Below are 25,067 nucleotides of genomic sequence, written 5' to 3'. Positions count from 1 at the left end.
TACCGGGGGTGCAGCACGAATGGAAGATAAGCCCTCCTTCCTTCGGAAGCTGGAGCAAAGGGAGGAGCATCGCAAGCAGAAGCGCCTTAAGGCTTTCCCGCCCATGACAATCGAACAGCTGTCGCTGTCTGTGGACCGCATACGCCCCCGCTCCCTGAAGGGAGAGGAACGGCGGTTTGCTTTGGACGGCCGCCTGGTACACCTGGAGGTCGTTGGCAACGTGCTCTGGGGGACCCTGGACGACAACACCGGGCGGGTCCTGGTGGAGTTCGAGAACATGATGCTCAACACCACCATCGAGAAGGGCCAAGTGATGCAGGTCATAGGACGGTTGAAGCTCTCCCCGGACAAGAGGATCTTCGTGGAAGCAAGGGGCATAGCCGTGATTCCCCCCGAGGCTCAGGCCTACCCTGGCCTTGCAGGGATACCCCTGGAGGTCCCCGAGCCACATGAGGGTGAGAGGGCTGTGTCTGTCTACTGGCAGGAGGGAGAGCCTGTTTCCCGGGCCAGGCTCTCCATGAGGTACCGGCGCTACCTCTTGATCCCCGCTCTTTTGCTGGTGCTGTCTCCCTACCTCTTCAAGATCTTGCTCTTGGGCCCCATGGGTCCCAGCGTGGGCTTCGTGATATTCGCCTACGTTTTCATAACGGGGAAACAGGTCATTACGGAAACGACACCAGACGCTGCCCCGTGACCCCAATCTTCGAGGGTTGGAGCACATGGATAGGTTCTTAACAATAGTTAGGGAATAATGAGAGAGTACCAAATATTGTGACCCAAGTGGCAGGAGTCCCCTATCTCGCGGCGAAAACCTAGGAAAGCTCCCCCTCTTGTGAGTCCACGAGGCCATGCTTTTGCCTGCCGGTGGCTCGTATGGACGTGGCCGAGCCGGTCATCCTACGTTGGGAGGAGATGGAGGGAATGGATAGCCCCTGGTTTAGGAGCTACGAACCCGGCGTGCCCCCGGCCATCGCCTACCCGGAGCTCACTCTCCACGAGCTGCTGGCGCAATCAGCGGAGAGGTATCCTCACAACACAGCGATGCTGTTCTTAGGCACAAGACTATCCTACAATGAGCTTAAGGGGTCGGTGGAGACATTCAGCGCTGCCCTGGCGGCACTAGGAGTCCAAGAGGGGGACCGCGTTGCAGTGCACCTGCCCAACTGCCCGCAGATGGCGACATGTTTCTATGGAGGGCTGAAGGCAGGCGCGGTGATGGTACCCTGTAATCCCCTGTACACCGAGAGGGAACTGGAGTTCCAGCTGAAGGACAGTGGGTCGGAAACCCTCGTCACCATGGCTAGGTTCTATCCCATGGCCCGGAGGATCAAAGACCGGATAGGCATCAGGAACCTCATCGTCACCGGCATCAAGGAGCACTTCCCTCCCTTCCTTCGCCTCCTTTATACCATCTTCAAGGAGAGAAAGGAGGGAGAACGTGTTCACCTGGAGGAGGAAGACCACTGGCTCGGGTCCCTGATGGCCAAGCACAGGGGGGCTCCTCCACCGGAAGTCAACACGAGGTGCGAGGACGTGGCCTGCCTCCTGTACACGGGGGGAACCACGGGAACCCCCAAAGGGGCAGTATTGTCCCACCGCAACCTGGCGGCCAATGCTGCTCAGACCCGCTCCTGGCTGACGGACTTCGAGGACGGCAAGGAGATCATCATGTCGGTGCTTCCTTTCTTCCACAGTTACGGCATGACAACCTGCATGAACCTGGCGGTGACCACAGGGTCAGCACTGGTCCTGGTGCCCAGGTTCGACCTGAAGATGATACTCCGGAGCATAAACCGGTACAGGCCCACCATATTCCCAGGGGTTCCCACCATGTACGTGGCCATTAACAATGCCCCGGATGTCTCCAGGTATGACCTGAAGTCCATCAAGGCGTGCATCAGCGGGGCAGCCCCCCTCCCCGTGGAGGTCCAGGCACAGTTCGAGCGTCTCACCGGCGGGCGCCTAGTGGAGGGCTACGGGCTCTCCGAGGCATCTCCTGTCACTCACTGCAATCCGGTGTACGGCCACAGGAAGGTTGGGTGTATAGGGATTCCCTTCCCGGACACACAGGCAAAGGTGGTGGACCTGGAGACGGGAGAGGACCTCACCGCGGGGGCCACCGGTGAGCTGGCGGTGAAGGGCCCCCAGGTAATGAGGGAATACTGGCAGCGGCCTGAGGAGACCCAGATGGCCATCAAGGATGGCTGGCTGTTCACGGGGGACATAGCCAGCATGGACGAGGATGGTTTCTTCAAGATCGTGGACAGGAAGAAGGACATGATAATTGCGGGGGGTTTCAATGTCTACCCCAGGGAGATAGAAGAGGTGCTCTATGGGCACCCCAAGGTTAAGGAGGCAGTGGCCGCGGGGGTCCCTGACAGTTACAAGGGGGAGAGCATCAAGGCCTACGTGGTGCTGAAGGAGGGCCAGGCCGCCACTGTCGAGGAGATGCTAGAGTACTGCAGGGAGAACCTAGCCAAGTTCAAGGTGCCAAAGAGCCTGGAGTTCCGGGATGCCCTGCCCAAGACCATGGTGGGCAAGGTGCTTCGCAGGGTGCTGGTGGAGGAAGAGGGGAAGAGGCTCCGAGGTGCGTAAGGCCTGTGGGGCCTGGAAGACTCTGCCTCCCAATGCTTTACAGTCCAGCGAAGAAGAGGAGGAATCTGGGAGCCAACGGCGTAAATACGTAGTACTGGATCCCTGATGGTAGGGAGGAGCGGTTAAAGATAGAAGTCAGCTTCGGGGAACGCGCTAGGGATGTAGGCGGGCCGCCATCCAGAGTCGGGATAATGGGAGGCACGTTTGACCCTATTCATCACGGGCACTTGGTAGCGGCGGAGGCAGTGAGAATCGGGTTAGGGCTCGGTAGCGTGGTCTTTGTACCTGCTAACAACCCCCCCCACAAGGTTGACCGGATCATCAGCCCGGCTTCCCACCGGCTGGCTATGGTGTGGCTGGCCACTCTGTCGAACCCTTGCTTCCAGGTGAGCACCATGGAACTGGACAGGGATGGTGTGTCGTATACCATCGATACCGTGAAGGACCTGAGAGAGGGATTTGGACCCCAGGCAGAGCTATTCTTTATCACGGGAGCGGACGCGGTCTTGGAGATCATGAGCTGGAAGAACGCCCGGGAACTACTGGGGATGTGCCAGTTCGTGGCGGTTACCAGGCCCGGTTACAGCATGGCCGGGATGGAGTCCCTGAAGGACACTCTAGGCTGCCAGCTGTTCACCAGGATCTGCCGTTTCGAGGTGCCGGCGCTGGCAATATCGTCGAGCGATCTGAGGAGAATGGTGAAGGGGGGGAAATCCATAAGGTATCTGGTGCCGGAGGCGGTGTCGCAGTACATTGAGAAGAACCGCCTCTACATGGACGGTTCATACAGCTAGCCGGAAATACTAAATAAGAGGTGACATTTCTTAAAATGACCAAGACTCTGTACGTGGGCAATCTTCCGTGGAATACCTCTGAGGAGGATCTGGCCCAAACCTTTGCGCCTCATTGTGAGGTAGTCAGCTGTAGGATTATTACGGACAGAGAGACAGGGCGGTCCAGGGGGTTTGGCTTTGTGGAGGTCAATGACGAAGAGGCGAAGAAGGCCGTTGACCTCATGGATGGACAGCTGCTTGCGGGTAGGCCGTTGAAGGTAAATGAGGCGCGTCCGCGCCAGAACAGGTTCTAGACAATAGGTTATTCCAACGCCTCCTCTTTCGCTCTCACCGGGCCATGGGGAGGCTTGAATTATTCAGTTCATATGCAGGGTTTTCCCGCAAGAGGTAGAAACCTTCTCCAGGGGGTGCTTCGCAGTAGAAGACCTTGCTGGACTGGCAGCATTGCTGGAGGGCGTTCTTTCGCCCGGGAGGTTCCGCCACAGCCTGCGTGTAAGTGAGACCGCAAGGGTGCTGGCGGAGCGCTGGGGGGAGGACTCGACCGCAGCGGCGCTGGCAGGGATTGTGCACGACTACGCCAGGGATATCCGAGACACGGAGGTGCTAGAGGTTGCCGGCCGCCTCGGGTTGCCAGTGGACGAGGTGGAGAGGGCCTGCCCAGCGCTGCTTCACGGGAAGGTCGGGGCGGCGCTCATCCGAGAGCACCTGGATATCAGGGATCCCGGGATCCTCAGGGCTGTGGCGCTTCACAGCACGGGGGGGCCTGGAATGACCCCGCTGGAGATGATCCTCTACCTTGCGGATCACATTGAACCCGGGAGGGACATGCCCGGGGCCGGGGAGGCACGGGTGGCTGCCACACACGATCTGGGCAGGGCGGTCTTGCTCTCCATGCGAGGAACCCTAGAGTACCTGTTGAAGGAAGGACACGTCATCCATCCCCGCACCATTGACGCATGGAACTGGCTGCTGGGGGAGGGAGAAACAAAAAAAGGTCGGTCTACGTCAACATATGCTGAAAGAGGTCAACCGGAAGAGGGGTCCTAGCATGGCCAAGGCTAGCGGGTGGGAAGAGGATACCAAGATATACAGTACGGCAAGGCGCAAGAAACGCTCAAGGTACAAAAACCTCATCTGGGTCATCCTCGCTTTCACGGCCATTGCCTCGGCTGTGGCGGTGGTGGTGGCGGCCAACAGCCTCTATACCTTCATGACGGGGATAGCGACGGAGGAAGAGGTGGAGATGCCCATTCCGGGGGCGGGTGAGAGGATAAACGTCCTCGTACTTGGACTGGACGGGGGAGTGAACGGCAAGTATACCTTCGGGGCTCAGAGAACAGACACCATGATGCTCCTCAGTCTGGACCCCGAGATGGGCTCGACAGGCATACTCTCCATACCCCGGGACACCCGGGTGCAGATACCGGGGAGGCCGGCGTACGAGAAGATAAACCACGCCCATGCCTACGGAGGGGCCCAGCTAGCTGTGGACACCATAGCAGACTTCCTGGACGTGCCCATTCACTACTTCGTGCGTATGGACTTCCAGGGCTTCGTCGAGATTGTGGATGCCCTGGGTGGCGTGGAGATGGTCATTGAGAGGGACATGGTCTACAGCGACCCTGAGCAGGATCTCTACATCAACATCAAGGCGGGCCAGCAGGTGCTTGATGGCAAGGAGGCCCTGCAGTTTGTGCGTTACAGGGAGTATACCGATGCCGACATCGGAAGAGTCAAGGCCCAGCAGCGGTTCATCGACGCCCTCCTGGCCAAGTTCTTCTCCACCAGGAACGTGCTGAAACTGCCCTCCCTTGCCAGCGACATGTCCAAGTACATCGACACTAACCTGCAGTCCAAGGAGATCTTGTCCTTCGTGGGGTTTGTTGGGCAAATCGAGCGGAGCGGGATCAAGATGGGGATGATACCAGGGAAGGACGCTGTGATAACTGACGGGGGTTACACCCTGAGCTACTGGGTGGCTGACCAGGCCGAGACCCGGCGTATCGTAGATGAGTTGGTCCGGGGGATCGACAGGGAGGCCAACTCCGGGGTGCGGGTGCGCCTTCTGGGAACTCCGGAGGGACAGATGACCATGGAGAAGGTGGCCGAGCACCTAAGGGGAGAGGGCTACCGCGTCTCCACCGGCATCGGCGAGGCGGTCTCCAAGGACAGCACCGAAGTGGTGGTGTTGAACGGGGATACGGCTCTGCCAAAGACCATAGCCCGGTCACTGAGAAGGCTGGACCTGGAACCGGTAATCTACGACAGGCGCTCGGAGAACGCTGAGTGGGATCTTGTCATCACGCTGGGAAAAGATGCCTTGCTGTTGCCAGGGAAGGGAGCGTGACAGTTGGATCCTCTCGAAGTTGCCAGGGAGGCGGCCAAGGCTGCTCAAGACCGGAAGGCCAGGGATGTTATGGTCTTGGATGTGCGGCCTGTGACCTTGATGGCCGACTACTTCGTGATATCCAGCGGGGGCACGCCTGTGCAGGTTAAGGCGATAGCCGACAGGGTCACGGAGAGGCTGAAAGAGCAGGGGCTTGTGTTTCTGCATCGGGAAGGTTATGACCGGGGGCGATGGATTCTCTTGGACTACGGCGACACGGTTGTCCACGTGTTTCACGATCACGAACGGGCCTTCTACAACCTGGAGCGCCTGTGGGGAGATGCCCCACTGGTTGAAATGGAGCCGGAGCCTGTGGAGTAAAGAGCCCCCTCCCGGGAGGCCTTGATCATGAGCGGGATAGGTATTCTTTTGGGCCGGGAGGCACACCCTATCCCCGGGGGTGAGAGTGATGACAGATGTGAGGTGCACGGTGAGAAACTGCGCCTACTGGGGAACGAGCAACGTGTGTGAGGCCCGGGCCATTAAGGTATCCACCGACAGCAGTAGGGGGTACGACATGGAGATAGGCGAGCTGGGGGAGCGAGAATCCACCTCATCCCGGGAGACGCAGTGCGTGACGTTCAAGCCCCGCTGACGTGACCGCCCCTTAGGACGGTCCTATGAAGATTGCTGCTGTGTGGTTGGCCAAGGGGTGCCGGCGAGGAGGAAGGAGGCCGGGGATTGTTATTCCGAGTGGATGAGGCGGTGTTCCGCCTCTTTCCCACTTTCCGGGTAGGGATTGTTGCGGCACGCGGGGCAAGGAACGGCCCATCCACCAAGTCAAGCAAGGAGGCGCTGGATGCTGCCCTCAGGGCAGCCCAGGGCGAGCTGGGTCCCTTGGACCCCCGGGCGCACCCAGCCATCGAGGCCTGGAGGGCAGCCTTTGCCGAGGTTGGCATCAACCCAAACAAGTACCCGTCGTCCATTGAGGCATTGGCCAGGCGGGTGTCCCAGGGAGGCGCGTTGCCCGCCATCAACGCGGCGGTGGACCTGGCAAACTCGGCGGCCTTGACATTCCTTGTGCCGGTGGGCTGTCATGACCTAGGGCGCCTCGAGGGAGACCTGGAGGTGAGGCTGTCCCGGCCGGGAGAGGTTTTTCGCCCCATGGGTGGAGGAGATGCCGAACCCGTGGATGCCGGGGAGGTCGTTTACGGGGACGGCCTGGAGGTCAGGACAAGAAGGTGGGTGTGGCGCCAAGGGGATGGTGCCAAGGTCACGGAGGACAGCGCCGATCTGTTCTTTCCCATAGATGGGTTCGGGGAGAGCACCCTGGATCGAGTAACCAGAGCCCGGGACTACCTTGCGGAGGCAGTGCGGGAACACCTGGGGGGTCACATCACCGTGGGCATGGCCCACCGGGATTTCGCAGAGGTCCATCTCTAGCCTGCGCTACCATAGTCTACCGATGACCAGGATGTTCCACAGGGCTATCGCGGCAACAGGAGCCAGGAGAGGCAAGAAGATGGCCCTGTATACCTTGGCCAGGTCGGCCTTGAAGTACTCCACCGTCAGGATAAGGCAGAGGTGAACAGGGGATACCATGACGCCCATGAAGCCCACCGCGTAGGCTACCGCCCCAAGCCGCACGGCATCTATCCCCGTGCCCAGAAGGTTGATGATAAGGGGGTAGGACAGTGCAACGCAGGCTGGGGAATACCCTGTGAGGAGTCCCGCGACGAAAGGCAGGAAGAACACCAGTATAAGTGGGCTTACCCCAGTACCCTGCATGTACGCGGAGAGGTCCTCCACGGCCCCGCTGGCCTCCATCATGTCCTTCAGCGCCATGACCCCTATGACCAGGAGAAGGGTGCCCGGGGAAAAGGCCCTCCTGGCCACCGAAAGCGCTTTCTTCATGCTATAGCGGTACACGAGCAGCAGGGCTCCCACTACCACCACCAGTGATGTGGCCAGGTGGAGCCCGAAGACCACGCTCAATGCTAGCACAGCAAGGATTGGCCCAGTGGCCTCTGCCAGCGCCAGAAGGGCCTTCTTTCTTTCTGAGTGAGGCGCTGTCTCCTGGGCCGCTACCGGCCTCTTGAGCCCTGAGAAGGCCACGGGTATGCCAGCCAGGAGGGATGCCAGGGATCCAGGGAAGAGTGACTTCACGATGGTTGTCACGGGCACCCCCAGCATCGTAGCGGCCAAGATCATGCCGGGATAGAGGGGAACCGTGTACTCACAAATGTGCCTGTACCAGTAGTTGATGAAGCTCTTCCTGACAGGGCTCACCTCATACTGGGAGCTGACCGCCTCCACGAGGGGGGCCGAAAACACGGCTCCGCCAGCGGAAGGCAGGAAGCCCACCAGAGCGGGCATCATGGCCATGACCGGCCGGTAGTCAGGCACCAGGACCTTTAGGCCGCTGACCATTCGTTTCATAAGCCCCTCGTCACTCATGACCTTCTCCATCACCATAATCAGGTAGAGCGTGGCCATGAGGAGCAGGGTGGGGGCGGCAATGGCGCTAGCCGCCGCTACTGAGACGGCTGTGAGCAAAGCCATGCGGTAAAGGGCTGCCAGGTACGCTGTGGCTGCAAGCATTGCTACGCCAAGGTTAACCTTGAACCGCAGGAGCACCACCATAAGGACAAAGACTGAGGAAACCTTCAGTACTTCCAGGTAGGCCACCTCCCAAGCACACCTTCAAGATATTCTAATGCACCAGGGCTTTATCCTCCTTGCCTCAGAAAACCCTGTGCACTCACCGGGTCTCGCCTGCGTAGTTATGTAGGGGACCTTGGTGAGAATTGGAGTGATGCCAGATGAAGCGGGTGTTCCTGGATCCTGGACACGGCGGGTCTGATTCCGGGGGGGTAAGCAGGAACGGAGTGCTTGAGAAGGACATTGCCCTGGATGTTGCCTTGAGGCTCTCTAGGTGTCTTATCCGGTACGGGACGGTTGTCTCCCTTTCCAGGGAGAAAGATGTCTACGTATCGCTGGCTGACAGGAGTGTAATGGCCAACCGGTGGAATGCTGGGGTTTATGTGGGTATCCACTGTAACACGTCGGAGGATGAGACAGCGCAGGGCACGGAGACCTGGGTTCCTGGCCCCGGCCATGGGTACAATCGCTTTGGTCCCAGCATGGTCTTGGCATATATGATCCAGAGGTACCTTGCGGCCGGTACAGGAAGAAGGGATCGAGGGGTGAAGTTCCTGGATGTCCCTGGGCAGGAATTCTACGCATTACACTCCACCAGGATGCCCTCATGCCTTATTGAGATGGCCTTCATCACCAACCCGTACGAGTCCGACCTCCTGGAAAACCCATGGTACAGGGAACAGACGGCCATGGCCGTGGTGTGGGCCCTCTTGAAGTTCCTGGAGATCCCGCCCTTGGAGGCCTGTGAAGGATGGGGGCTCGGGACGTAGAAGTCTAATTACCACGTCATGGGAAGGGGGTATAACTGTGTTAAGGAGACTGTGGCGGGCACTGGTTAGGGCAGTGTTCGGTTCCGGCGAATCCCCCAAGCGCTCGTGCTGACTGCCGTTGCCGCCCCGGGAGGGCAGGAAAGACCCTAGTAGAGACAAGAAGCAAGCGCGGGCCCGCGTGGGCTCTAACTGTGGGACTCGTGAGGCACAATAGCGGGGGGAGACCGTGTGGACACAAGGATCGTGGCGTTCCAGGGGGAGCGGGGGGCCTACAGCGAAGAGGCCGTCGTCAAGTTCTTCGGTGAGGTGACTGTCATGCCCTGTCCCAGCCTGCCGGAGGTGTTTGACAGTGTGGAGTCAGGCGCGGCCCATGCAGGGCTGATCCCTATAGAGAACTCGTATGCGGGGAGCATTAACGAGAGTTATGATCTCCTGCTGGGCCACGGCCTCACCATATTCGGTGAGGAAATGCTCCTGGTCAAGCACTCGCTCATGGCTCCCGCTGGCACCGGCCTCCACGAGATCAACCGGGTGTACTCGCACCCTCAGGCCTTGGCCCAGTGTGCCAGGTTCATCAGGGAACTGGAGGCCCAGCCTGTGGCGGCTCACGACACCGCTGGGAGCGCTCGCATGCTTTCGGAAACCCGGGAGAAGAGGGCAGCTGCCATAGCCAGCCGCAGGGCCGCGAGGATCTACGGCCTGGAGGTGCTCAAGGAAGATATACAGGATAATCCCGGAAACTCCACCCGGTTCTATGCCATTGGGCGAGGGAGGGAGGAGAAGGGGGAGAGGAACAAGACGGTCCTGGTGGTGATGACGCAGCACGTTCCCGGGGCCCTCTTCTGGTGCCTGGGCGCCTTCGCGTACAGGGGCATCAACATCATGAAGCTGGAGTCCAGGCCTAGCCGGGACAAGCCTTGGGAGTACGTTTTCTACCTGGATGTGGAGGGGCACACCAGTGATGTGCCGGTTCGCCAGGCCATGGAGGAACTGCGGACCAAGACCACCATGCTCAGGGTACTTGGGTCCTTCCCCTCCGGGTCGCCGTGAACAGGGAAGTCATAGAGAGGCTCGAGACGGGTGGCTCTGAGATACAGTTCCAGAGACTTGGTGATCACTACGAGATCATACTGAACGGGGTCTTCATCATGGCCTCGTACAATGGGCGCTCGGAGAGGTCCATGGTAACGGAGGCTGTCAGGGTTTTGGGCTTCGAGCCCGAGAGGGTACTGGTGGGCGGGCTTGGCATGGGGTTTACCCTGGCTCAGGTGCTGTCCTATCCAGGGATCCGGGCTATCCGGGTGTATGAGACGGAGGAGGCCATCATCCGGTGGAACAAGGGGGCCCTGAGGGACCTCAACGGGAAATGCCTGGATGACCCCCGGGTAGAGGTTGTTCATGGGGACTTCCTAGGGGGCATCCAGACGGGGCCTTCATGGGACCTTATCCTGGTGGACCTTGACAACGGGCCTGAGATGACCGTTCGGGAGACAAACGGCTGGCTCTACTCAGCCCCGGGATTGGAGCAAATGAAGGTCCGGTTGAAGATACCCGGTGCGGTGTCTATCTGGTGCCCAGGGCCCAATAGAATGCTGGAGGACCTGTTTGGACAGGTGTTCACCGAGCACTTCTGCTTCACCGAGGAAGACTGTGTGTATGTGGGGGTTAAGAGGCCATAAATACGCTGGGGGTGGCGACTTGGCAGGCGAGATCACACTTGAGGTAGTCCAGATCGAGAAACCCGGTGAGATGAACATGATCCTGGGACAATCACATTTCATCAAGACGGTTGAGGACCTCTACGAGGCGATGGCCAATGCAGGCGGGGGCATTCGTTACGGTATTGCCTTCTGCGAGTCCTCTGGGCCTAGGCTAGTGAGGCACGCAGGGAACGACCTGGAGCTGGAGAGGGCAGCCGCTGAGAACGCCATGAGACTGGGGACAGGACATGCCTTCATCATTCTCATGGACAAGGGCTTTCCCATTAACGTACTCAACTCCATCAAGGCTGTGCCGGAGGTCTGCGGCATCTACTGCGCTACAGCCAACCCTGTGCAGGTCATCGTGGCCCAGACGCCCCAGGGACGCGGCATAATGGGGGTAATTGACGGTGGCGCCAGCGCGGGCATTGAAGGCGAGGAGGATATCAAGGCTCGCAAGGATCTTTTGAGAAGGTTCGGTTACAAGCTGTAGTGAGAGCACGGGCCTGGGAAGTCGAACCCCGGGCCCGTTTTGATTCGCGGTACCGTGAGCAGGGTGCCCTCCAGGGTAACCGGCTTGAATTTGGCAACTGGCTGGCAGTTGACATATTGTAAAAGCGCGTGTTATTAATACTGTTACAAACAACGGGCAGGTAATACCCTGGTAATGGGGAGAAATTGCCTTGCTATCGGCTTGGTAAGCCTTGTCTGGAGGTGTCTATGTGAGTCTCATGTCGAGAAGAAAAGCCAGGTTTGCGGTGCTCATCACCCTTTTGGTGCTGGTGGTGAGTGCCCCGGTGCTGGCAGGAGTAGACGTAACGCTGAACGGCGAGCCGTTGCTCTTCAGTAGTGCGGTTTTGGTGGAGGAAGGCCGGGTCCTGGTACCTGTGGACGCTCTGAGTTACTACCTAGACGGTTCCAGCTCCTTCGATCCGGTGAGCGGTTTCTTGAGGGTGTTTTGCGGCGGGACCGTGATACAGATGAAGGTGGGAGATAAGAAGGCGACTATCCGGGGCGAGACGGTGGAGATGGACGCGGCTCCCGTGGCGCTGGATGGGCGGGTACTGGTTCCCCTCAGGTTCATCGCCGAGGCGCTCAAGATGAAGGTGGCGTGGAACGAAGAACTACGTACAGTAGAGCTAATGGCCGAAGAGGTGGAGGCTGGGGTCAAGCCCTACCCTGGTGAACCAATCGTTTCGTATACACCTGAGGAGTTTGACCTCCTTGTACGCTGTATCAGCTCGGAGGCAGGAAACCAGCCCTTCGAGGGCATGGTGGCTGTGGGTGCCGTGGTGATCAACAGGATGCTTAGCCCTGACTTTCCTGATACCATCAATGACGTGATTTACCAGCCGGGGCAGTTCAGTGTCGTTGCCGACAATCGCATAAACCTGCCTGTCAAGGAGGGTGCGGTCGAGGCCGCCAAGAGGGCACTGGCGGGTGAGGATCCCACAGGAGGCGCGCTGTACTTCTACAACCCGGTCATGGCCCGTGCCAAATTCGTGTTTACCCGGAACGTGCTAAAGGTCATCGGAGACCACCGTTTCTGCGACTAGCCGTGAGGGACTGGGCAGACGCGGCTGGCGTGATACATGTCCATACGGTTCACTCAGGGGATAGTTCAGCAACCCTTGAGCACATTGATAGCTCGGCCCTGTGGGGCCGGGCTGTCTTTGTCATAGTGACAGACCATGACACCATGGAGATGAAGGATCAAGAAGGTTGGAGGGGCCATTACCTTCTTCTTGTGGGTGAGGAGGTGTCTCCTAGGAGGGGAGATCACTACCTGGCCCTTCGCGTGCGTGAGCCCATCGCGTCATCTCTTGGCCCACAAGAGGTGATTGACGAGGTAAAGAGGCAGGGGGGGCTTGGCTTCATAGAACACCCCCATTTTCAGGGCAACTTGGCCTTTGGTGCCAGTGAGAGCCCGTGGCGCGACTGGTCCGTGAAGGGCTTCAACGGGATGTCCATCTTCAACTTCACCACAGACTGGGGCGTGCGGTTGACACACTTCAAGTTCCTGCTGTTCCGCGTGTTTCCGTTCCTGGCGGTTGACATGCCGAATCCCAAGACCATTCAGCAGTGGGACCTGCTGAACAGGGAGCGAAGGGTGGTGGGCATCGGCACCATGGACGCTCACAGGTGGGTCAAGAGGATCAGGGGAAAGGATGTGGAGGCCCATCCCTTTCGCTACTGCTTCAGGTCGGTGAGGACCCACGTGTTGCTGCCCTCGGGGTTCACTGGGGATGTCCAGAGGGACGCGGGGATGATCTACGAGGCACTTGAGCAAGGACGGTGCTATGTGGCCAATGACTACCTCAGGGATTCACAGGGCTTTCGCTTCTCCACCGCGTCCGGAGACCCCATGGGGTCTGTGACAACGGCACCAGCCCGGTTCGAGGTTACAGTTCCGGCGTGGGGGAGAATAAGGCTTCTGAGGGATGGTTTGCCCATTGCGACCGCCTGGGGGCGCAGCCTGACCTTCAATGCGGGTGAGGCCGGCGCCTACAGGGTTGAGGTGTCTACCTGGCACCGGTATAGGCTGAAGCCATGGGTGTTCTCCAACCCCATCTACGTTAGGCCAAGGAACTTTGGCGATACCCCTTCGTCATAATGGGCAAAGGTGCTAAGGGGGTAGTCAAAGTGCTAAAGGGGAAGTACCTTACGGTGCTCCTGGTTGCCCTGGGAGTCGCGGTTCTGGTTCTTGCTGGGGCAAATCCTCCGGTCAATCCTGCGGATGCTACTGAAGGGCCCATGGAGTATGTAGTGACGGTAAGAGGCGTTGGGACCGTTGATGCCAGGCCTGATACGGCCATAATCAGGCTGGGAGTGGAGACGGAGGCTGCCAAGGCCGAAGACGCGATGGAGGCCAACGCAACGGCTCTGAATAAGGTTATCGATGCCCTTAAAAAAGCTGGAGTCAAAGACGGGGATATAGCTACGGGCAACTTCTCGGTCTGGCCTGTCTATCAAGAGCCCCCGCGAACTCTCGTCGATGAAAAGCCCAGTATTGGCACGGCTGGCTACAGGGTGAGTAACATGCTGATGGTGCGCACGACCAACTTGGACACGGTGGGTTTGCTGGTTGATACGGCGACCGCGGCTGGTGCCAATAGGGTTGAAGGTATCAGTTTTGACAAGAAAGACGCTGATGGGGCCCGCGATGAAGCTATGAAGGTGGCCATTAAGGATGCCAGGCGTAAGGCAGATGTCATGGCTGGGGCTGCCGGCGTTAAGATAGGCGAGATCGTCTCCGTCACTGAGGAAGGTAGTGGATATGGGATCATGAGAACGGAGAGGATATCTGTCGCTATGGATACAACCATCATACCGGGGGATATGGAATTCACCAGTATAGTTGTGGTGGTCTACCGGTTTACAGAGTAAAGAGGCTGTCTTGACTTTGACTACCAGCGCTCGCCAGCGCTCGGGCCTCGATTGACTTTGATGGCCAAGTGAGCTATAATCGGAAGTGCTGTGAGAAGCGAGATAGGGTTTAGGTGGGGCCGTAGCTCAGCTGGGAGAGCGCATGAATGGCATTCATGAGGCCAGGGGTTCGATCCCCCTCGGCTCCACCAAATAATCTACCATCTATTGATACAGAGAATTTTAGCGGTGGGTGGTTTTGTTTTGCGTCTAAAATGCAGTATTCAAGCCATTTTCGCGTAAGTGCGAAATGGCTTATATTATGATTGTTGCGTCCAACTTCTTTGAGTTGGCCTTAGCGGTCGCCATTTCACTGTTTGATGCGACATCGCATGTGGCGCTGGCGACCATCGTAGGAGTGCTTGTTGAAGTGCCTGTTATGTTGACGCTGGTGCGAATAGCCAATATAACCAGTCATTGGTTTATGGAGGAAAAGCAACATGGATAAATCCTAATTTGAGTGGAAGACCTGCATCAGGTATTGGACATCCTGGCGAACCGGTACTGCCCGGTAATCAAGAAACTGAAATCTTCCAACCGTCGCTATCTGGAGTTTGTGTCTTCTTTGGATGTGAACTGGCGCATATGATCCTTTCTCATCATGGGCAAAAAGATTGGGGGTCACCGGAAATACCACGGACATTTGCCGCGTTCGCCCTGTTCCATGCCGACTTGTGCCGGCGAGGCTGAATCAGTTCGCGCAGGTGGCGGGCAGGGGGGCGAAGGCGGACGGCTGGACGGAATGGGACCGCCTGCTGGAGCGGGATGTCTTTCTGGGCATGGCGGAATAACAGTAGTGGTGGTGGGGACATGAAAGAAATATTTGTACGAACCACTGAAACGCTGAAATTAACTTGGATAATGTATTGCTAATCGTTATACAATAGAATATAATAAAGAAAAAGGAAAGGTGGGACTATTATGGCTATTAAAACGGCAAATGTCCTCGCTCGCGTTGAACCTGAAATAAAAGAAAAAGCGGAAGCCATCATGTCAAAGCTGGGAGTTCCGGCTTCCGTCGTAATCAATATGCTCTATAAGCAAATTGTTATGACCAAGAGCATTCCGTTTCCCCTGTCGCTTCCTGCTGTTCCGAAGGCGCTGGATGAAATGGACGCCACCGCATTTGACGCAATCATGCAAAACGGTTTGAATGAAGCAAAATCTGATCGTTCCCGTCCCGCTTCTGAGGTGCTTGCAGATTTAAGACGGGGATTGTAATTTATGGCAGATAGAACGTATCTGGTTAAAATCACTGCACAGGCAGAGGGACAGCTGCAAGAAATCATAAAATACATTGCCTCAGAGTTAAAAGCTCCGAAAGCCGCCCTGCGCTTACTCGACGATATAGAACGCTCGATTTTATCGCTTTCGCAGCTTCCGCATCGGGTTGCGCTAATTGAAGAAGAACCGTGGCATAACTACGGTATCCGCAAAATGCCTGAAAAAAACTTTCTCATTTACTTTTGGATTGACGAAGAAAATCGCAGGGTACAAGTTACTGCCGTTATTTATGCTAAACGTGACCAACTAAGTCAGCTTTCGCAGATGGATATGGAGTAAAATACCGCATATTATGAAAGCATAATTATTAAGCGGAAACCGGAATTGAGCCCCGTCTATGACATTGATCGCAAGCGAAAACCCTCCGCGTGGAAGACTCCGGTGAGTTCACCACCAGGCACAAGCTGGCCCTTCTCACTCTTGCCGTTACCTTTATCATGTTGCCCATTGGAATGGCCAAGCTCGGGTGGTGGATAAACGAATTGGTGGCCTTGTTCCTTGCCATGGCCATTATCGGGGGAATGCTGGGCGGTCTTGGGATCAACCAGGTGTTCGAGAAGTTCGTTGAGGGTGCCCGGGAGATGGTGTACGCTGCAATCATCGTTGCCTTCGCCCGGGGCATACTGGTAGTCCTCACGGACGGGCGCATCCTTGACACCATAATACGGGCGCTGTCCATCCCGCTCCAGAACATGCCCCTGCACCTCTCCGCGGTTGGGATGATGCTCGTCCAGTCGGCCATCAACTTCATCATACCCTCCGGCAGTGGCCAAGCCGCAGTGACCATGCCCATACTGGCACCCTTGAGCGACCTCATCGGCTTGACTCGCCAGACAGCGGTCCTAGCCTACCAGATCGGGGACGGCTTCTCCAACATCCTCTGGCCCACATCTGGTTACTTCATGGGTGCCCTGGCGGTGGCAGGTGTACCCTGGGACCGGTGGTTCCGGTGGATCCTGCCGCTCTTCGGCCTGTGGTACATCGTTAACATTGTGTTCATGGTAATCGCGGTCTCCATAGGGTTTGGCCCCTTCTAAGACACAGGGGTCCTGGCCGGATCGCCTCTCGCTGGCGCCCAGGCCAGGATCCTATAGGTGGAGGGTGCGCCACAGGGCCAGGGAAGGTCTTGGCGAAAAGGGGAGAGGGGAATGGACAGAGACCATGTGGCCCGTGCCCTAGCCTGCTTGGATGAGGGTGAACTCATGTGGCTCTCGCAGAAACTGATATCCATACCGAGCTACCACGGCTTGGAGGACCCCGAGAAGGACGTGGCGGAATTCGCCAGGGACTACCTGAAAAGTAACGGCGTTAGCGCTGAGAAGGTTGACGTGCTCGGCTGCAGGGGTAATGTTATAGCTGCCTTGGGGGACAACACTGGAGGTTCCACCCTGATGCTCAACGGTCACCTGGACACCGTTGGGGTCGAGAACATGACAATAGACCCCTTCGAGGGTTTTAGCAAGGATGGCAACATCTATGGGAGGGGCGCCGTGGACATGAAAGGCGCCGTGGCGGCGATGATCATGGCCATGGTATGCCTAAGGCGCTCTGGTGCCAGGCTGACGGGACGGGTCCTCTTCACCGGTGTCATTGATGAGGAATGGTGGAGCGAGGGCACAAGGCACTTGGTGAAGAACGGGCCCAGGGCCCGCTATGCCATCGTGGGTGAACCTACCGGGAATGAGATCCACACGGGCCACAGGGGGCTTGAGTGGCTTGAGGTAAAGGTGCATGGCAAGTATGCCCACGGGGGCACTCCCGAGCGGGGCATAAACGCCATAACCAAGATGTCCAAGGTCATCATCGCTATCAACGAAAAACTGCTCCCTGACCTGCGTACTAGGCTTAATCCCATCACAGGACCCGCCACCTGCAACCTTGGGTTCATAAAGGGTGGCACCCAGCCCAGCACCGTCGCTGGGGATTGCCTGCTGCAAATGGACAGGCGGTGGATCCCCGGGGAATCCACTAGGTCGGTGATGGACGAGATAGAGGGTTTGCTCAATGGGATCGCTGCCAAGGACCCCGAATTCAAGGCCTCGGTGAACAACATGAGGGATATGGAGGCTAATGAGATCGGCCATCCCCCGTTGTGCACCCCCGATTCTTCGCTGCTGGTAGCTGCCATGAAGGATGCATGCCGTTTTGTACTGGGAGGGTGCGAGATCAGCCGTTTCCCCGCTTGGACCGATGCAGGCATCCTAAGTTCCGTTGGGGAAATTGAGACCGTGGTGTTCGGCCCGGGCGACCTGGCCTGTGCCCACTCGGAGGTGGAGTACTGCCCTGTGGACAGTATAGTACAGAGCTGCAAGGTCTACATAGCCACAGCCATAAGCCTTTGCACCTGAAGAAGGCGGAGTTGCCGGCAGCCGCTCCTCGCTGGTGGGGGGTCCCGTGAGTGTCCGCTGCCTGGTGGCTGTGGCTCTCTCGCGTGAGACTGAGACGTTACCGGTTGGGTCCACCGGTGCTAGGGGCGTCAGGATGCCCCCGCTATTCCACGGTAACGTCGATGGAAATAAGGTCCTGCACGGAACCGTCCTTGGCGCTGTACGTGAAGACCTCAAGCACAGCGGGCCCGTTTTCTGCAGTGTCCAGGGGTATCACTGCCTCGAAGTAGCCCCAGTCGCCCATGGCCCCCGTGGCAAAGCCCTCGTGAAGAATACTTGAGTTCCTCATGAGCCTGTAGTTGACGGTACCCTCAAAGGCACTGCACAGCCCACGAAGGCTGAATGAGCCCGCTACAACTTGGCCTGGGCGGGGTTCGAAAACCTTAATCCAGGTACTCTCGGCAACGATGGGTTCCACATCAGAGCCAAGTACTCTCATGATGTGCGGTGGGGAGTCTCCCTCTGCTCGGAACTCTACTGGGACCTCCAGCCGGGGCACGGTCACCAGGTCAAAGGGGTATGTCTTGGCCTGTGAGACGGTTTCTCCGGGGGAGGGCTCTTTGAAACGGCACAGGGCCACCAAGTCGCCGCCGGATACGGATAAAGAAGATATCCGGGCTTCGTAGCCTCCGGTGGGCTTCTCCCCCAGGGTCAGCAGAAGATACGTACGGTCTCCATGGTCACGGGCTTGTCCTGCAAACAGGCGCAGGGAGTTTGCCACCCACTCCTGGATTTCCTGGGGAGCTGCCTGGAGAACCACCGTATGCGGGCCGTCTTCAAGGTCTGGCTCCTGGGGCTGAGCCCTCTGCATTGAACATCCTGCCAGAATTGCCGCTACCACGAAGACCACAAGAAGGGTCATTCTCAACTTCACCCTCTAGCTCCCCCTTTGCATGCTGTATGCCAGCCGAGCCGTCCCGGGAGTCATACCATACTCCTTCCTAGCCTATTCGACACGGGGACTGCGTAATCATCTGCCCCTGAACTGACGCAGCCTCCATGTCCCTCCAGGGAGAGAAGGGTTTCTACCGCTATGCATAGAAGACTTCATCGACTGCCAACCAGGGAGGTCCTCAGGACCCGGCGGGCCGTTGTGCTTCAGCCAAGAAGGAGGGGGTAGTTATGGCAGGCATCAGCGCTCTGCAGGAGAGGTACCTATCCAAGAAGACCCGGGCCCTGTTGACTCACCCTCAGGGAATGGGCAACTATTTCACCTTTAAGACTGCCATTGACATTCTGGGTCTCAACTGGGACGATGTCGCGCCTGGTGGGATCTATGGGGTAACAGGCGAGGGCTACTATGACATGGGGTACATGGCCAACAACGTCGGGCCATCAGAATCCTCCCTCAGGGCCCTTCGTGAGACCAGCACCTTCGAGAACGTGGCTGTGTATCCTCCAGACTGCCTACCGGAGTTGAAGAGCCTTGTGGCCGCCCATAAGTTCGGAAGGCGACTGGGTCCTGACTTCGAGATCTTGGGGGTGGAAGGGGCCCAGGGGGGCATCGGCTACACATACCTTACCTTCCTGGACCCAGGCGATGAGGTGATCTGCACAGACCCGGGATACTTCCACTTCGTTCCTGGAGCTGAGCTGTGCGGGGCCCGGGTTATACCCATTGAACTTAACGAGGGTAATGGCTACAGGCTTAAGCCAGTGGAAGTGCTGGAAGCCATCACTCCCCGGACGAAGATGATTGTGTTGTGTGACCCGGTGAACCCCTTTGGCACTGTGCAGACCCGGGAGGAGCTCTTGGAGATCGCCAGCATCGCGAGGGAACGCAACATACTGATCTTTAACAACATAACCCATAACACCCACCAGACAAACCCCAATGCCACCCATATTCCACTTCCGTCCCTGCACGATGCGGACAACAGCATGGACCACGTAATATCTGTCTCAGGGACCTCGAAAGGCTACGGCATGCCTGCTTTGAGGGTGGGCTTCATGGCTGGGCACCCTGAACTCATCCGCGGGGCCTTCCTGACAAAGATGGAGATCACGAAGATCCACATCAATTATCCTGGGCAGTACGCTGCCCTGGAGGCAATGCGGGACAAGGAGTACCTGCGCCGCTCAACCGAGACAATCCGGCGCAACTGGAACCACCTCAAAGAGACCATCCAGGGGATAGAAGGCGTGGAGTTCCCTGTGGAGCCTGATTTCGGGTTCTGCACGGTCATTGATGTGAGCGGTGCCGGGGTGACGGCACAAGAAGTAACCATTGGGCTGCTGAGCCATAGGATAGCGGTGATCCCCGGCGATGGGCTTGGAAACGTGAAGGCTGGGGACTACATAAGGTTGAACTACTCCCACCGCGACATCACGTGCTTTGAGGTATTCCGGGAGGCCTTGCCCAAGGCCATAGCCGAGGCGCAGGAGGGCCGGTACCGCGAGGCTGTCATCCGGTTCTTCGAGAAGGCGGGCTCGGCCCGGGGCCACAGGATAATAGGGCAGATCAGGCAGAGGAGTGGCCATATCTGCTGTTGAGGTGGTGAGCCGGCCCCGGTTCCGGCTCTTTCCCGCGGGCCGGTAGTGTGATGTTGCCTGATCATCTCTGTGGGGGCGCCCCCCTGCAAGCGGTACTGGGGGGTGTCCCTTGATTCTCTGCCCCGAAAAGCCCGGCATCCTCCTCATGACCCTGCGGGATTCCAGCCTGGCGGGAGTTGGAGAGCGCCAACCTGAGGTTGAGGGACAAGATGAGCGCCCTCTGCGCACTAGAGGCCAGGAGCGTCGAAGTGATGAAGACGCTCCCGCCTCACCTGGAAGCCCCCTGCTGTACGTGGAAAACCCGACTTGCCCATGCTAGTCGAACCCCCCAGCTTCGGGCCAAGGAACGGATGGTGAGGGTGGAGGATGCAGCGGAGCGCCTAACCGGCCTGGAGATCCGGGCCGAGGGGGACGGCGTAGTTGACTAATTGCACGTGGCTGATGGGAACCCGGTAGGGAGGGGCGACTCATTGCTGCCGGTGAACACGGCTCGATACAAAGGCCCTCAGGAACCTTCTTAAAAACGCCATCCGGGTGTCCCCAACTGGTGGGGTGGTGACGGTGAAGGCACGGGAATTGCGCTCCGTGGGGTGTTCCAGGTGGAGGATTCTGGGCCGGGGGTGCCTGAAGAACACCGGGAAGACATATGGGAGAGGTATCACCAGGTCCGGGGTCCTGGCACCCCGGGGTCCCGGGGAAGCGGTCCGGGCATAGCAATTGCCCGGGAAATAGTAAGAGCAGCATGGTGGCACAGTCTTCAATGAGAACCGGCCGGAGGGGGGAGCGGTCTTCGGATTCCAGGTATCCCTGGTTAGAGTAAGCATTCCTGTTAGGTTTGTGAATGGTCTTTGATGACAAAAGAGCCTCCTGGGAAGATGGTGTTAGCAAGATACACCAGATAAACACCCAGGAGGCGAGAAACCGGATGAAAGGGCACAACGAGAAACTCGCTCAGGTGACCGGCAGTGTGGTCGTAGTAGGTATCGACGTTCTTCCCGGATTACTGCCCGCTCTTGACGATTCTGAGGATTTCCTGGTAGACCTCAGGCCGCCTATCCCTGTGAAACTGCAGGAGATTACGCGCCTCAGTAATCCTCTCCAGGTCAATGTCCCCCGTCACTATTTCGTCCCCGGACCCTCCTTTGGCAATTACCATACCTAGGGGGTCCGCAATGAAACTCCCCCCGTAGAAGCTCATTTCGTCCTCTACGCCTACCCGGTTGACCGTGGCAACGAAAAGGCCATTCATTATGCCCTGCGCCCTAATGGCTGTCTCCCATGCTTCTTGGGAACTGTAACCTGGGCGGTCCGGCTCAGATCCGATGGCGGAGGGAAAGAATACTATTGCCGCACCCTTCAATCCTAGTATGCGGGCGGTTTCGGGGAACCACTCATCCCAGCAGATCCCTATTCCCACGCAGCAGTGGGGCGTGTCGAAAACCGGGAAACCCAGGTCGCCGGGGGTGAAGTAGTACTTCTCGAGGTACTGCGGGCCCTCGGGGATATGGATCTTTCTCATCTTACCGGCGAATTCGCCGTCAGTGCCGAGGAGAACCGCAGTGTTGAAGTAGACGCCGGGCATGGCCTCTTCATAGACGGGAACGATCATGCAAATGCCATGCTGCCGGGCGAACTTGGAACAAGCCGCGAGGGTTGGCCCGGGAACCGGTTCAGCCAAGCTGTAGTTCCTCACGTCCACCGTTTGTGGGAAATACCTGCTAGTGAAGAGCTCTTGAAGGCAGACAATTTGTGAACCCTTCTTCACCGCCTCAGATGACATCGCCAGCGCTTTTGCGAGATTGGCTTGACGATCTGTGCCGCAAGACATCTGGATTAGTCCTATCTTTACCGAACTCATTCTAGCTCCCCCTTGATTAGGTTCCAGGACTGGCCGAAAAGCCAGTGCCAAGCACTCCCGTACTACCTGACTCTATCCCCAAAGGTTCTCACGTTTAACTGACCCTTTGAATGGCAGGTTATGAGGCCTGCCTCGCCGTCCACGTCGATCTATCACTGTTCTTTCGACTTGTTCCAGGCTACACCTCCTTGGGCCGGGCGCTCAGCCTGATCCCAAGCCCCAGCGGACCCCCATTCTCCCAGGAACCCCGGAGCCAGCCTTTCCGGCAGGTGTTCCCAATTGGCATTCCTTATGGCTTTTGGGTGCCCCACTCCTTAACCCGGAGGGAGGTGAAAGCGCCATGACTGGGGAACCTCACAGGCGGGCTTCAAAGACAACAACGGGCGTGTTGTCTTGCGTTACGGCAGCACCACTTGGAAGGGGAGAAGATGACTCATGATCTATGATCTAGTGATCCAGAACGGCCGGTTGATGGATCCTGACAGAAACCTGGACACCTGGGGAAACGTAGCAGTCTCGGATGGGAAGATCAAGCGCATCACCAGGGAGTCAATTCAAGGACGAACTACCATTGACGCCAGGGGGAATGTAGTCTGCCCGGGCTTCATAGACATTCACGCTCATGTAGACGGCAACCTTTACCCGGCGCAATGCATGGTGCGGCAGGGAGTCACAACGACCGTGGGAGGTAACTGTGGTCTTAGCCCCCTGGCAATAGGGGCATTCCTTGACAGCGTGGAAGTCAATGAACTACCTTTGAACTCGGCCACCTTCATTGGGCATTCCTTCAGCATGAGAGAGGCGGCCGGCGCTACCGACAGGTACCAGCCAGCCACCAGGGAACAGATTGAAGCTATGAAGGGCATGCTCCACAAAGCCCTGGAAGAGGGAGCAGTGGGACTCTCCTTGGGACTGGAGTACTCTCCTGGGGCCTCTCAGGAAGAGGTATTGGAGCTGGCTCGGGTGTGCGCGCTCTATGGCAAGCCAGTGGCCATTCATACCCGGTACGATTCCTGGCGTGGTGTCGAAGGATTCGCTGAAGCGGTCAGAATCTGTGAGGAAACCGGTGTGCCCGTCCAGGTTAGCCATGTTGCCTACATGGTAGGCATGGGACAGATGACCGCTGCCCTTAGCATCCTGGATGACGCCCACAACCGGCACTTGGATCTGACAGCCGATTCTGGGGTCTACTCTGCTTTTGCCACGTTTGTCGGGTCAGCGGTCTTCGACGACTGGCCAGGGAAGTACGGGTGTCGCCATGAGGACATGGTAGTCGCAACCGGCCCGCATTCGGGACAGCGTTTCACTGGAGAGATGTTCGACAGGTTGAGGCGGCAGACTCCGGACATAGCTGTCATCGCCTTTGTAGGGAAGGAGTCTGAGATAGGAGAGGCCTTGGTGAGGCCCTACATGATGGTGTCAACAGATGGGGCTGTGGGAAATCCCAGTCCTGGCACGGGACATCCCCAGGATGCCGGGACCTATCCCAGGCTCCTGGGCAACTATGTTAGGGAAACCGGCCTCCTGTCCCTGCTGGATGCGCTTCGAAAGATCACCATCATGCCCGCCGATCGCCTGGGGCTGAAACATAAGGGGCGTTTGGCTGTGGGCTGTGACGCAGATATTGTAGTATTCGACCCTAAGAGTGTAAGGGATCTGGCCGAGTACCCTGTTTCGGGGAAGCCTGACGCGCCTCCAGAGGGTATCAGCCACGTGGTGGTCAATGGCAAACCGGTGGTAATGGACGGCCACCCCCTGGAAGGCAGGGCTCCCGGGCGCGGCATAAGGGTGACGAGCGAGGTCTGGGAAGGCTAGAGACAAAGCAGATCTCTACGGGCGAGCATGAGGCAGGCCAAAACTCCAGCCCTGCTTTATTATGGCATGGCCGGTATTGTCCCGGGGTGGGATGCTTCCTAACCGCCATTGCCAAAGTAGAGCGATAGGGGGCGCCTGTTGCCTAGATATCCCATGGCCTCCCGTTCTTCTGCCACCCGCGAGAGGTCTATGTCGACGATGAGGAATGCCTTGGAGGGACCTGCTCTTCCCAGCACTTCCCCGGAAGGCGCCACAATTTGACTACCGCCGAAGAAGGTGTTTTCCCCCGCGTGTCCCACGGGGTTCGCGTTTACGACGTAAACCCCGTTTTCCTGGGCCCTTGCCCTAGTGTACAGGTCGTGTTTATCCTCATACGGGCTCATATCGGCAGAAGGGTAGAATATGACGTCGGCACCCTTGAGGGCGAGCGCTCTAGCGGTCTCGGGGAACTCCATGTCATAGCAGATGCCGATTCCAATGGTACAAAGTGATGTGGAGAATACTGGGAGCTCAGTACCAGCCCGGAAAACCGCCGGCTCCGGTGGCCAGAGATGAGTCTTGCGATACTTGCCCAGAAACCCTGAGGGGCCTACCATGACGGCGGTATTATACAAGTGCTCGCCAGCAACCTCCGCTGTTCCAGCGATGACTGTAACGCCCGTGCGTGCACACAGCTCCTTGAGATACTCTGTAGAGGGGCCAGGGATGGGTTCTGCACGTTCCCGCATCATGCCAAGTTCGTACCGTTCCAAAAAGCATAGCGTTTTATCAACTGCTAAGACGCCGGGCGAACAGCGCTCCCGACAATTTGCGCCGGGGGATCGCACCCCGGTGCCGGAGCCAGACCATCTCGCGGCGGGCCGTGTGCCTCTGGCAGCGGTGCCGCCGAGGATAGGGGTATTCCCCTGCCCCGACCTCCCTCGGAGGGACGCCGACCGCGGAGCGTCTCGCTCCGCAG

28 protein-coding genes, 1 tRNA gene and 1 pseudogene are annotated in these 25,067 nt (G+C 58.1%); 26 read left to right on the top strand and 4 right to left on the bottom strand.

Annotated features, from left to right (window positions below):
* The first annotated feature begins 19 nt into the window (after positions 1–19).
* The 9 genes from AB1576_00150 (at position 20) to AB1576_00110 (ending at position 7,158) form a co-directional block, all read left to right on the top strand.
* Complete coding sequence (locus AB1576_00150; GenBank protein MEW6080208.1) at positions 20–694, top strand: hypothetical protein; 675 nt, start codon at positions 20–22, stop codon at positions 692–694.
* Positions 695–921: 227 nt separating this feature from the next.
* The gene (locus AB1576_00145; protein MEW6080207.1) at positions 922–2,595 is read left to right on the top strand and encodes a long-chain fatty acid--CoA ligase; all 1,674 of its coding nucleotides are present in this window, start codon (positions 922–924) and stop codon (positions 2,593–2,595) included.
* A 128-nt stretch (positions 2,596–2,723) separates the two neighbouring features.
* On the top strand, positions 2,724–3,389 hold the full coding sequence (gene nadD / locus AB1576_00140) for a nicotinate-nucleotide adenylyltransferase (GenBank protein MEW6080206.1): 666 nt from the start codon (positions 2,724–2,726) through the stop codon (positions 3,387–3,389).
* A gap of 35 nt (positions 3,390–3,424) precedes the next feature.
* Positions 3,425–3,682 (top strand): RNA-binding protein, encoded by a 258-nt coding sequence (locus AB1576_00135; GenBank protein MEW6080205.1) that lies wholly within the window; start codon positions 3,425–3,427, stop codon positions 3,680–3,682.
* A gap of 151 nt (positions 3,683–3,833) precedes the next feature.
* The gene (yqeK, locus tag AB1576_00130) at positions 3,834–4,436 is read left to right on the top strand and encodes a bis(5'-nucleosyl)-tetraphosphatase (symmetrical) YqeK (GenBank protein MEW6080204.1); all 603 of its coding nucleotides are present in this window, start codon (positions 3,834–3,836) and stop codon (positions 4,434–4,436) included.
* A 1-nt stretch (position 4,437) separates the two neighbouring features.
* On the top strand, positions 4,438–5,736 hold the full coding sequence (locus AB1576_00125; protein MEW6080203.1) for an LCP family protein: 1,299 nt from the start codon (positions 4,438–4,440) through the stop codon (positions 5,734–5,736).
* Positions 5,737–5,739: 3 nt separating this feature from the next.
* Positions 5,740–6,096, top strand: a complete 357-nt coding sequence (rsfS, locus tag AB1576_00120; GenBank protein MEW6080202.1) for a ribosome silencing factor — start codon at positions 5,740–5,742, stop codon at positions 6,094–6,096.
* 88 nt (positions 6,097–6,184) lie between these two features.
* Positions 6,185–6,370 (top strand): DUF1540 domain-containing protein, encoded by a 186-nt coding sequence (locus tag AB1576_00115; GenBank protein MEW6080201.1) that lies wholly within the window; start codon positions 6,185–6,187, stop codon positions 6,368–6,370.
* Between the two features lie 86 nt (positions 6,371–6,456).
* The gene (locus AB1576_00110) at positions 6,457–7,158 is read left to right on the top strand and encodes a phenylalanine--tRNA ligase beta subunit-related protein (GenBank protein ID MEW6080200.1); all 702 of its coding nucleotides are present in this window, start codon (positions 6,457–6,459) and stop codon (positions 7,156–7,158) included.
* 6 nt (positions 7,159–7,164) lie between these two features.
* Here AB1576_00110 and AB1576_00105 read toward each other — a convergent pair whose 3' ends face one another.
* Positions 7,165–8,403, bottom strand: a complete 1,239-nt coding sequence (locus AB1576_00105; GenBank protein MEW6080199.1) for a DUF401 family protein — start codon at positions 8,401–8,403, stop codon at positions 7,165–7,167.
* A 134-nt stretch (positions 8,404–8,537) separates the two neighbouring features.
* On the opposite strand from AB1576_00105, the gene AB1576_00100 reads away from it, so the two are divergent.
* The 13 genes and pseudogenes from AB1576_00100 to AB1576_00040 all read left to right on the top strand — a co-directional run bounded on the left by AB1576_00100 (position 8,538) and on the right by AB1576_00040 (position 17,904).
* Complete coding sequence (locus AB1576_00100; GenBank protein MEW6080198.1) at positions 8,538–9,146, top strand: N-acetylmuramoyl-L-alanine amidase; 609 nt, start codon at positions 8,538–8,540, stop codon at positions 9,144–9,146.
* A gap of 228 nt (positions 9,147–9,374) precedes the next feature.
* Positions 9,375–10,196 (top strand): prephenate dehydratase, encoded by an 822-nt coding sequence (gene pheA / locus AB1576_00095; protein ID MEW6080197.1) that lies wholly within the window; start codon positions 9,375–9,377, stop codon positions 10,194–10,196.
* Positions 10,193–10,825: a spermine/spermidine synthase gene (locus AB1576_00090; protein MEW6080196.1), complete on the top strand. Its 633-nt coding sequence runs from the start codon at positions 10,193–10,195 to the stop codon at positions 10,823–10,825. The genes pheA and AB1576_00090 overlap by 4 nt, the downstream gene beginning before the upstream one ends.
* A gap of 31 nt (positions 10,826–10,856) precedes the next feature.
* The gene (locus AB1576_00085) at positions 10,857–11,339 is read left to right on the top strand and encodes an adenosine-specific kinase (GenBank protein ID MEW6080195.1); all 483 of its coding nucleotides are present in this window, start codon (positions 10,857–10,859) and stop codon (positions 11,337–11,339) included.
* 238 nt (positions 11,340–11,577) lie between these two features.
* Positions 11,578–12,402 carry a cell wall hydrolase gene (locus AB1576_00080; protein ID MEW6080194.1) on the top strand — a complete coding sequence of 275 codons (825 nt, stop codon included), beginning with the start codon at positions 11,578–11,580 and terminating at the stop codon, positions 12,400–12,402.
* Positions 12,403–12,431: 29 nt separating this feature from the next.
* Positions 12,432–13,460, top strand: a complete 1,029-nt coding sequence (locus AB1576_00075) for a hypothetical protein (protein ID MEW6080193.1) — start codon at positions 12,432–12,434, stop codon at positions 13,458–13,460.
* A gap of 29 nt (positions 13,461–13,489) precedes the next feature.
* Positions 13,490–14,233: an SIMPL domain-containing protein gene (locus AB1576_00070; GenBank protein ID MEW6080192.1), complete on the top strand. Its 744-nt coding sequence runs from the start codon at positions 13,490–13,492 to the stop codon at positions 14,231–14,233.
* 115 nt (positions 14,234–14,348) lie between these two features.
* Positions 14,349–14,424: transfer RNA gene (locus tag AB1576_00065), tRNA-Ala, on the top strand.
* A gap of 110 nt (positions 14,425–14,534) precedes the next feature.
* Positions 14,535–14,720 (top strand): annotated as a pseudogene (locus tag AB1576_00060) (arsenical-resistance protein).
* Between the two features lie 473 nt (positions 14,721–15,193).
* Positions 15,194–15,493 carry a type II toxin-antitoxin system RelB/DinJ family antitoxin gene (locus AB1576_00055; protein MEW6080191.1) on the top strand — a complete coding sequence of 100 codons (300 nt, stop codon included), beginning with the start codon at positions 15,194–15,196 and terminating at the stop codon, positions 15,491–15,493.
* A 3-nt stretch (positions 15,494–15,496) separates the two neighbouring features.
* Complete coding sequence (locus AB1576_00050; GenBank protein MEW6080190.1) at positions 15,497–15,835, top strand: type II toxin-antitoxin system RelE/ParE family toxin; 339 nt, start codon at positions 15,497–15,499, stop codon at positions 15,833–15,835.
* A gap of 89 nt (positions 15,836–15,924) precedes the next feature.
* Positions 15,925–16,593, top strand: a complete 669-nt coding sequence (locus tag AB1576_00045) for an AbgT family transporter (GenBank protein ID MEW6080189.1) — start codon at positions 15,925–15,927, stop codon at positions 16,591–16,593.
* A gap of 111 nt (positions 16,594–16,704) precedes the next feature.
* A complete protein-coding gene (locus tag AB1576_00040; GenBank protein ID MEW6080188.1) occupies positions 16,705–17,904 on the top strand; it encodes a M20 family metallopeptidase in 1,200 nt (399 codons plus the stop codon).
* A gap of 142 nt (positions 17,905–18,046) precedes the next feature.
* On the opposite strand, the gene AB1576_00035 is transcribed toward AB1576_00040, so the two are convergent.
* Positions 18,047–18,817 (bottom strand): Gmad2 immunoglobulin-like domain-containing protein, encoded by a 771-nt coding sequence (locus tag AB1576_00035; GenBank protein MEW6080187.1) that lies wholly within the window; start codon positions 18,815–18,817, stop codon positions 18,047–18,049.
* Between the two features lie 248 nt (positions 18,818–19,065).
* On the opposite strand from AB1576_00035, the gene AB1576_00030 reads away from it, so the two are divergent.
* The 3 genes from AB1576_00030 (at position 19,066) to AB1576_00020 (ending at position 21,200) form a co-directional block, all read left to right on the top strand.
* A complete protein-coding gene (locus AB1576_00030) occupies positions 19,066–20,436 on the top strand; it encodes a pyridoxal phosphate-dependent aminotransferase (GenBank protein MEW6080186.1) in 1,371 nt (456 codons plus the stop codon).
* A gap of 197 nt (positions 20,437–20,633) precedes the next feature.
* The gene (locus AB1576_00025) at positions 20,634–20,864 is read left to right on the top strand and encodes a hypothetical protein (protein ID MEW6080185.1); all 231 of its coding nucleotides are present in this window, start codon (positions 20,634–20,636) and stop codon (positions 20,862–20,864) included.
* Positions 20,865–21,026: 162 nt separating this feature from the next.
* Positions 21,027–21,200, top strand: coding sequence for an ATP-binding protein (locus tag AB1576_00020; GenBank protein MEW6080184.1), 174 nt, complete (start codon positions 21,027–21,029; stop codon positions 21,198–21,200).
* Between the two features lie 236 nt (positions 21,201–21,436).
* Here AB1576_00020 and AB1576_00015 read toward each other — a convergent pair whose 3' ends face one another.
* A complete protein-coding gene (locus tag AB1576_00015) occupies positions 21,437–22,294 on the bottom strand; it encodes a carbon-nitrogen hydrolase (GenBank protein MEW6080183.1) in 858 nt (285 codons plus the stop codon).
* 435 nt (positions 22,295–22,729) lie between these two features.
* On the opposite strand from AB1576_00015, the gene AB1576_00010 reads away from it, so the two are divergent.
* A complete protein-coding gene (locus tag AB1576_00010) occupies positions 22,730–24,109 on the top strand; it encodes an amidohydrolase family protein (GenBank protein MEW6080182.1) in 1,380 nt (459 codons plus the stop codon).
* Between the two features lie 98 nt (positions 24,110–24,207).
* On the opposite strand, the gene AB1576_00005 is transcribed toward AB1576_00010, so the two are convergent.
* Positions 24,208–24,837 carry a carbon-nitrogen hydrolase family protein gene (locus AB1576_00005; protein ID MEW6080181.1) on the bottom strand — a complete coding sequence of 210 codons (630 nt, stop codon included), beginning with the start codon at positions 24,835–24,837 and terminating at the stop codon, positions 24,208–24,210.
* Positions 24,838–25,067 lie beyond the last annotated feature (230 nt).

This window comes from Bacillota bacterium (assembly GCA_040754315.1).
GTDB lineage: Bacteria > Bacillota > Sulfobacillia > DUSP01 > JBFMCS01 > JBFMCS01.
Note: the sequence above shows the minus strand (reverse complement) of the source record. Positions and strands in the feature narration are given on the sequence as shown.

Excerpts from the sequence above, each read along its gene's own strand:
- AB1576_00125 (MEW6080203.1), top strand. The coding sequence starts at position 4,438 with ATGGCCAAGGCTAGCGGGTGGGAAGAGGATACCAAGATATACAGTACG.
- AB1576_00010 (MEW6080182.1), top strand. The coding sequence starts at position 22,730 with ATGATCTATGATCTAGTGATCCAGAACGGCCGGTTGATGGATCCTGAC.
- AB1576_00055 (MEW6080191.1), top strand. The coding sequence starts at position 15,194 with ATGGCTATTAAAACGGCAAATGTCCTCGCTCGCGTTGAACCTGAAATA.
- AB1576_00030 (MEW6080186.1), top strand. The coding sequence starts at position 19,066 with ATGGCAGGCATCAGCGCTCTGCAGGAGAGGTACCTATCCAAGAAGACC.
- AB1576_00040 (MEW6080188.1), top strand. The coding sequence starts at position 16,705 with ATGGACAGAGACCATGTGGCCCGTGCCCTAGCCTGCTTGGATGAGGGT.
- AB1576_00050 (MEW6080190.1), top strand. The coding sequence starts at position 15,497 with ATGGCAGATAGAACGTATCTGGTTAAAATCACTGCACAGGCAGAGGGA.
- AB1576_00005 (MEW6080181.1), bottom strand. The coding sequence starts at position 24,837 with ATGCGGGAACGTGCAGAACCCATCCCTGGCCCCTCTACAGAGTATCTC.
- AB1576_00150 (MEW6080208.1), top strand. The coding sequence starts at position 20 with ATGGAAGATAAGCCCTCCTTCCTTCGGAAGCTGGAGCAAAGGGAGGAG.
- AB1576_00080 (MEW6080194.1), top strand. The coding sequence starts at position 11,578 with ATGTCGAGAAGAAAAGCCAGGTTTGCGGTGCTCATCACCCTTTTGGTG.
- AB1576_00115 (MEW6080201.1), top strand. The coding sequence starts at position 6,185 with ATGACAGATGTGAGGTGCACGGTGAGAAACTGCGCCTACTGGGGAACG.
- AB1576_00015 (MEW6080183.1), bottom strand. The coding sequence starts at position 22,294 with ATGAGTTCGGTAAAGATAGGACTAATCCAGATGTCTTGCGGCACAGAT.
- AB1576_00135 (MEW6080205.1), top strand. The coding sequence starts at position 3,425 with ATGACCAAGACTCTGTACGTGGGCAATCTTCCGTGGAATACCTCTGAG.
- AB1576_00145 (MEW6080207.1), top strand. The coding sequence starts at position 922 with ATGGATAGCCCCTGGTTTAGGAGCTACGAACCCGGCGTGCCCCCGGCC.
- AB1576_00100 (MEW6080198.1), top strand. The coding sequence starts at position 8,538 with ATGAAGCGGGTGTTCCTGGATCCTGGACACGGCGGGTCTGATTCCGGG.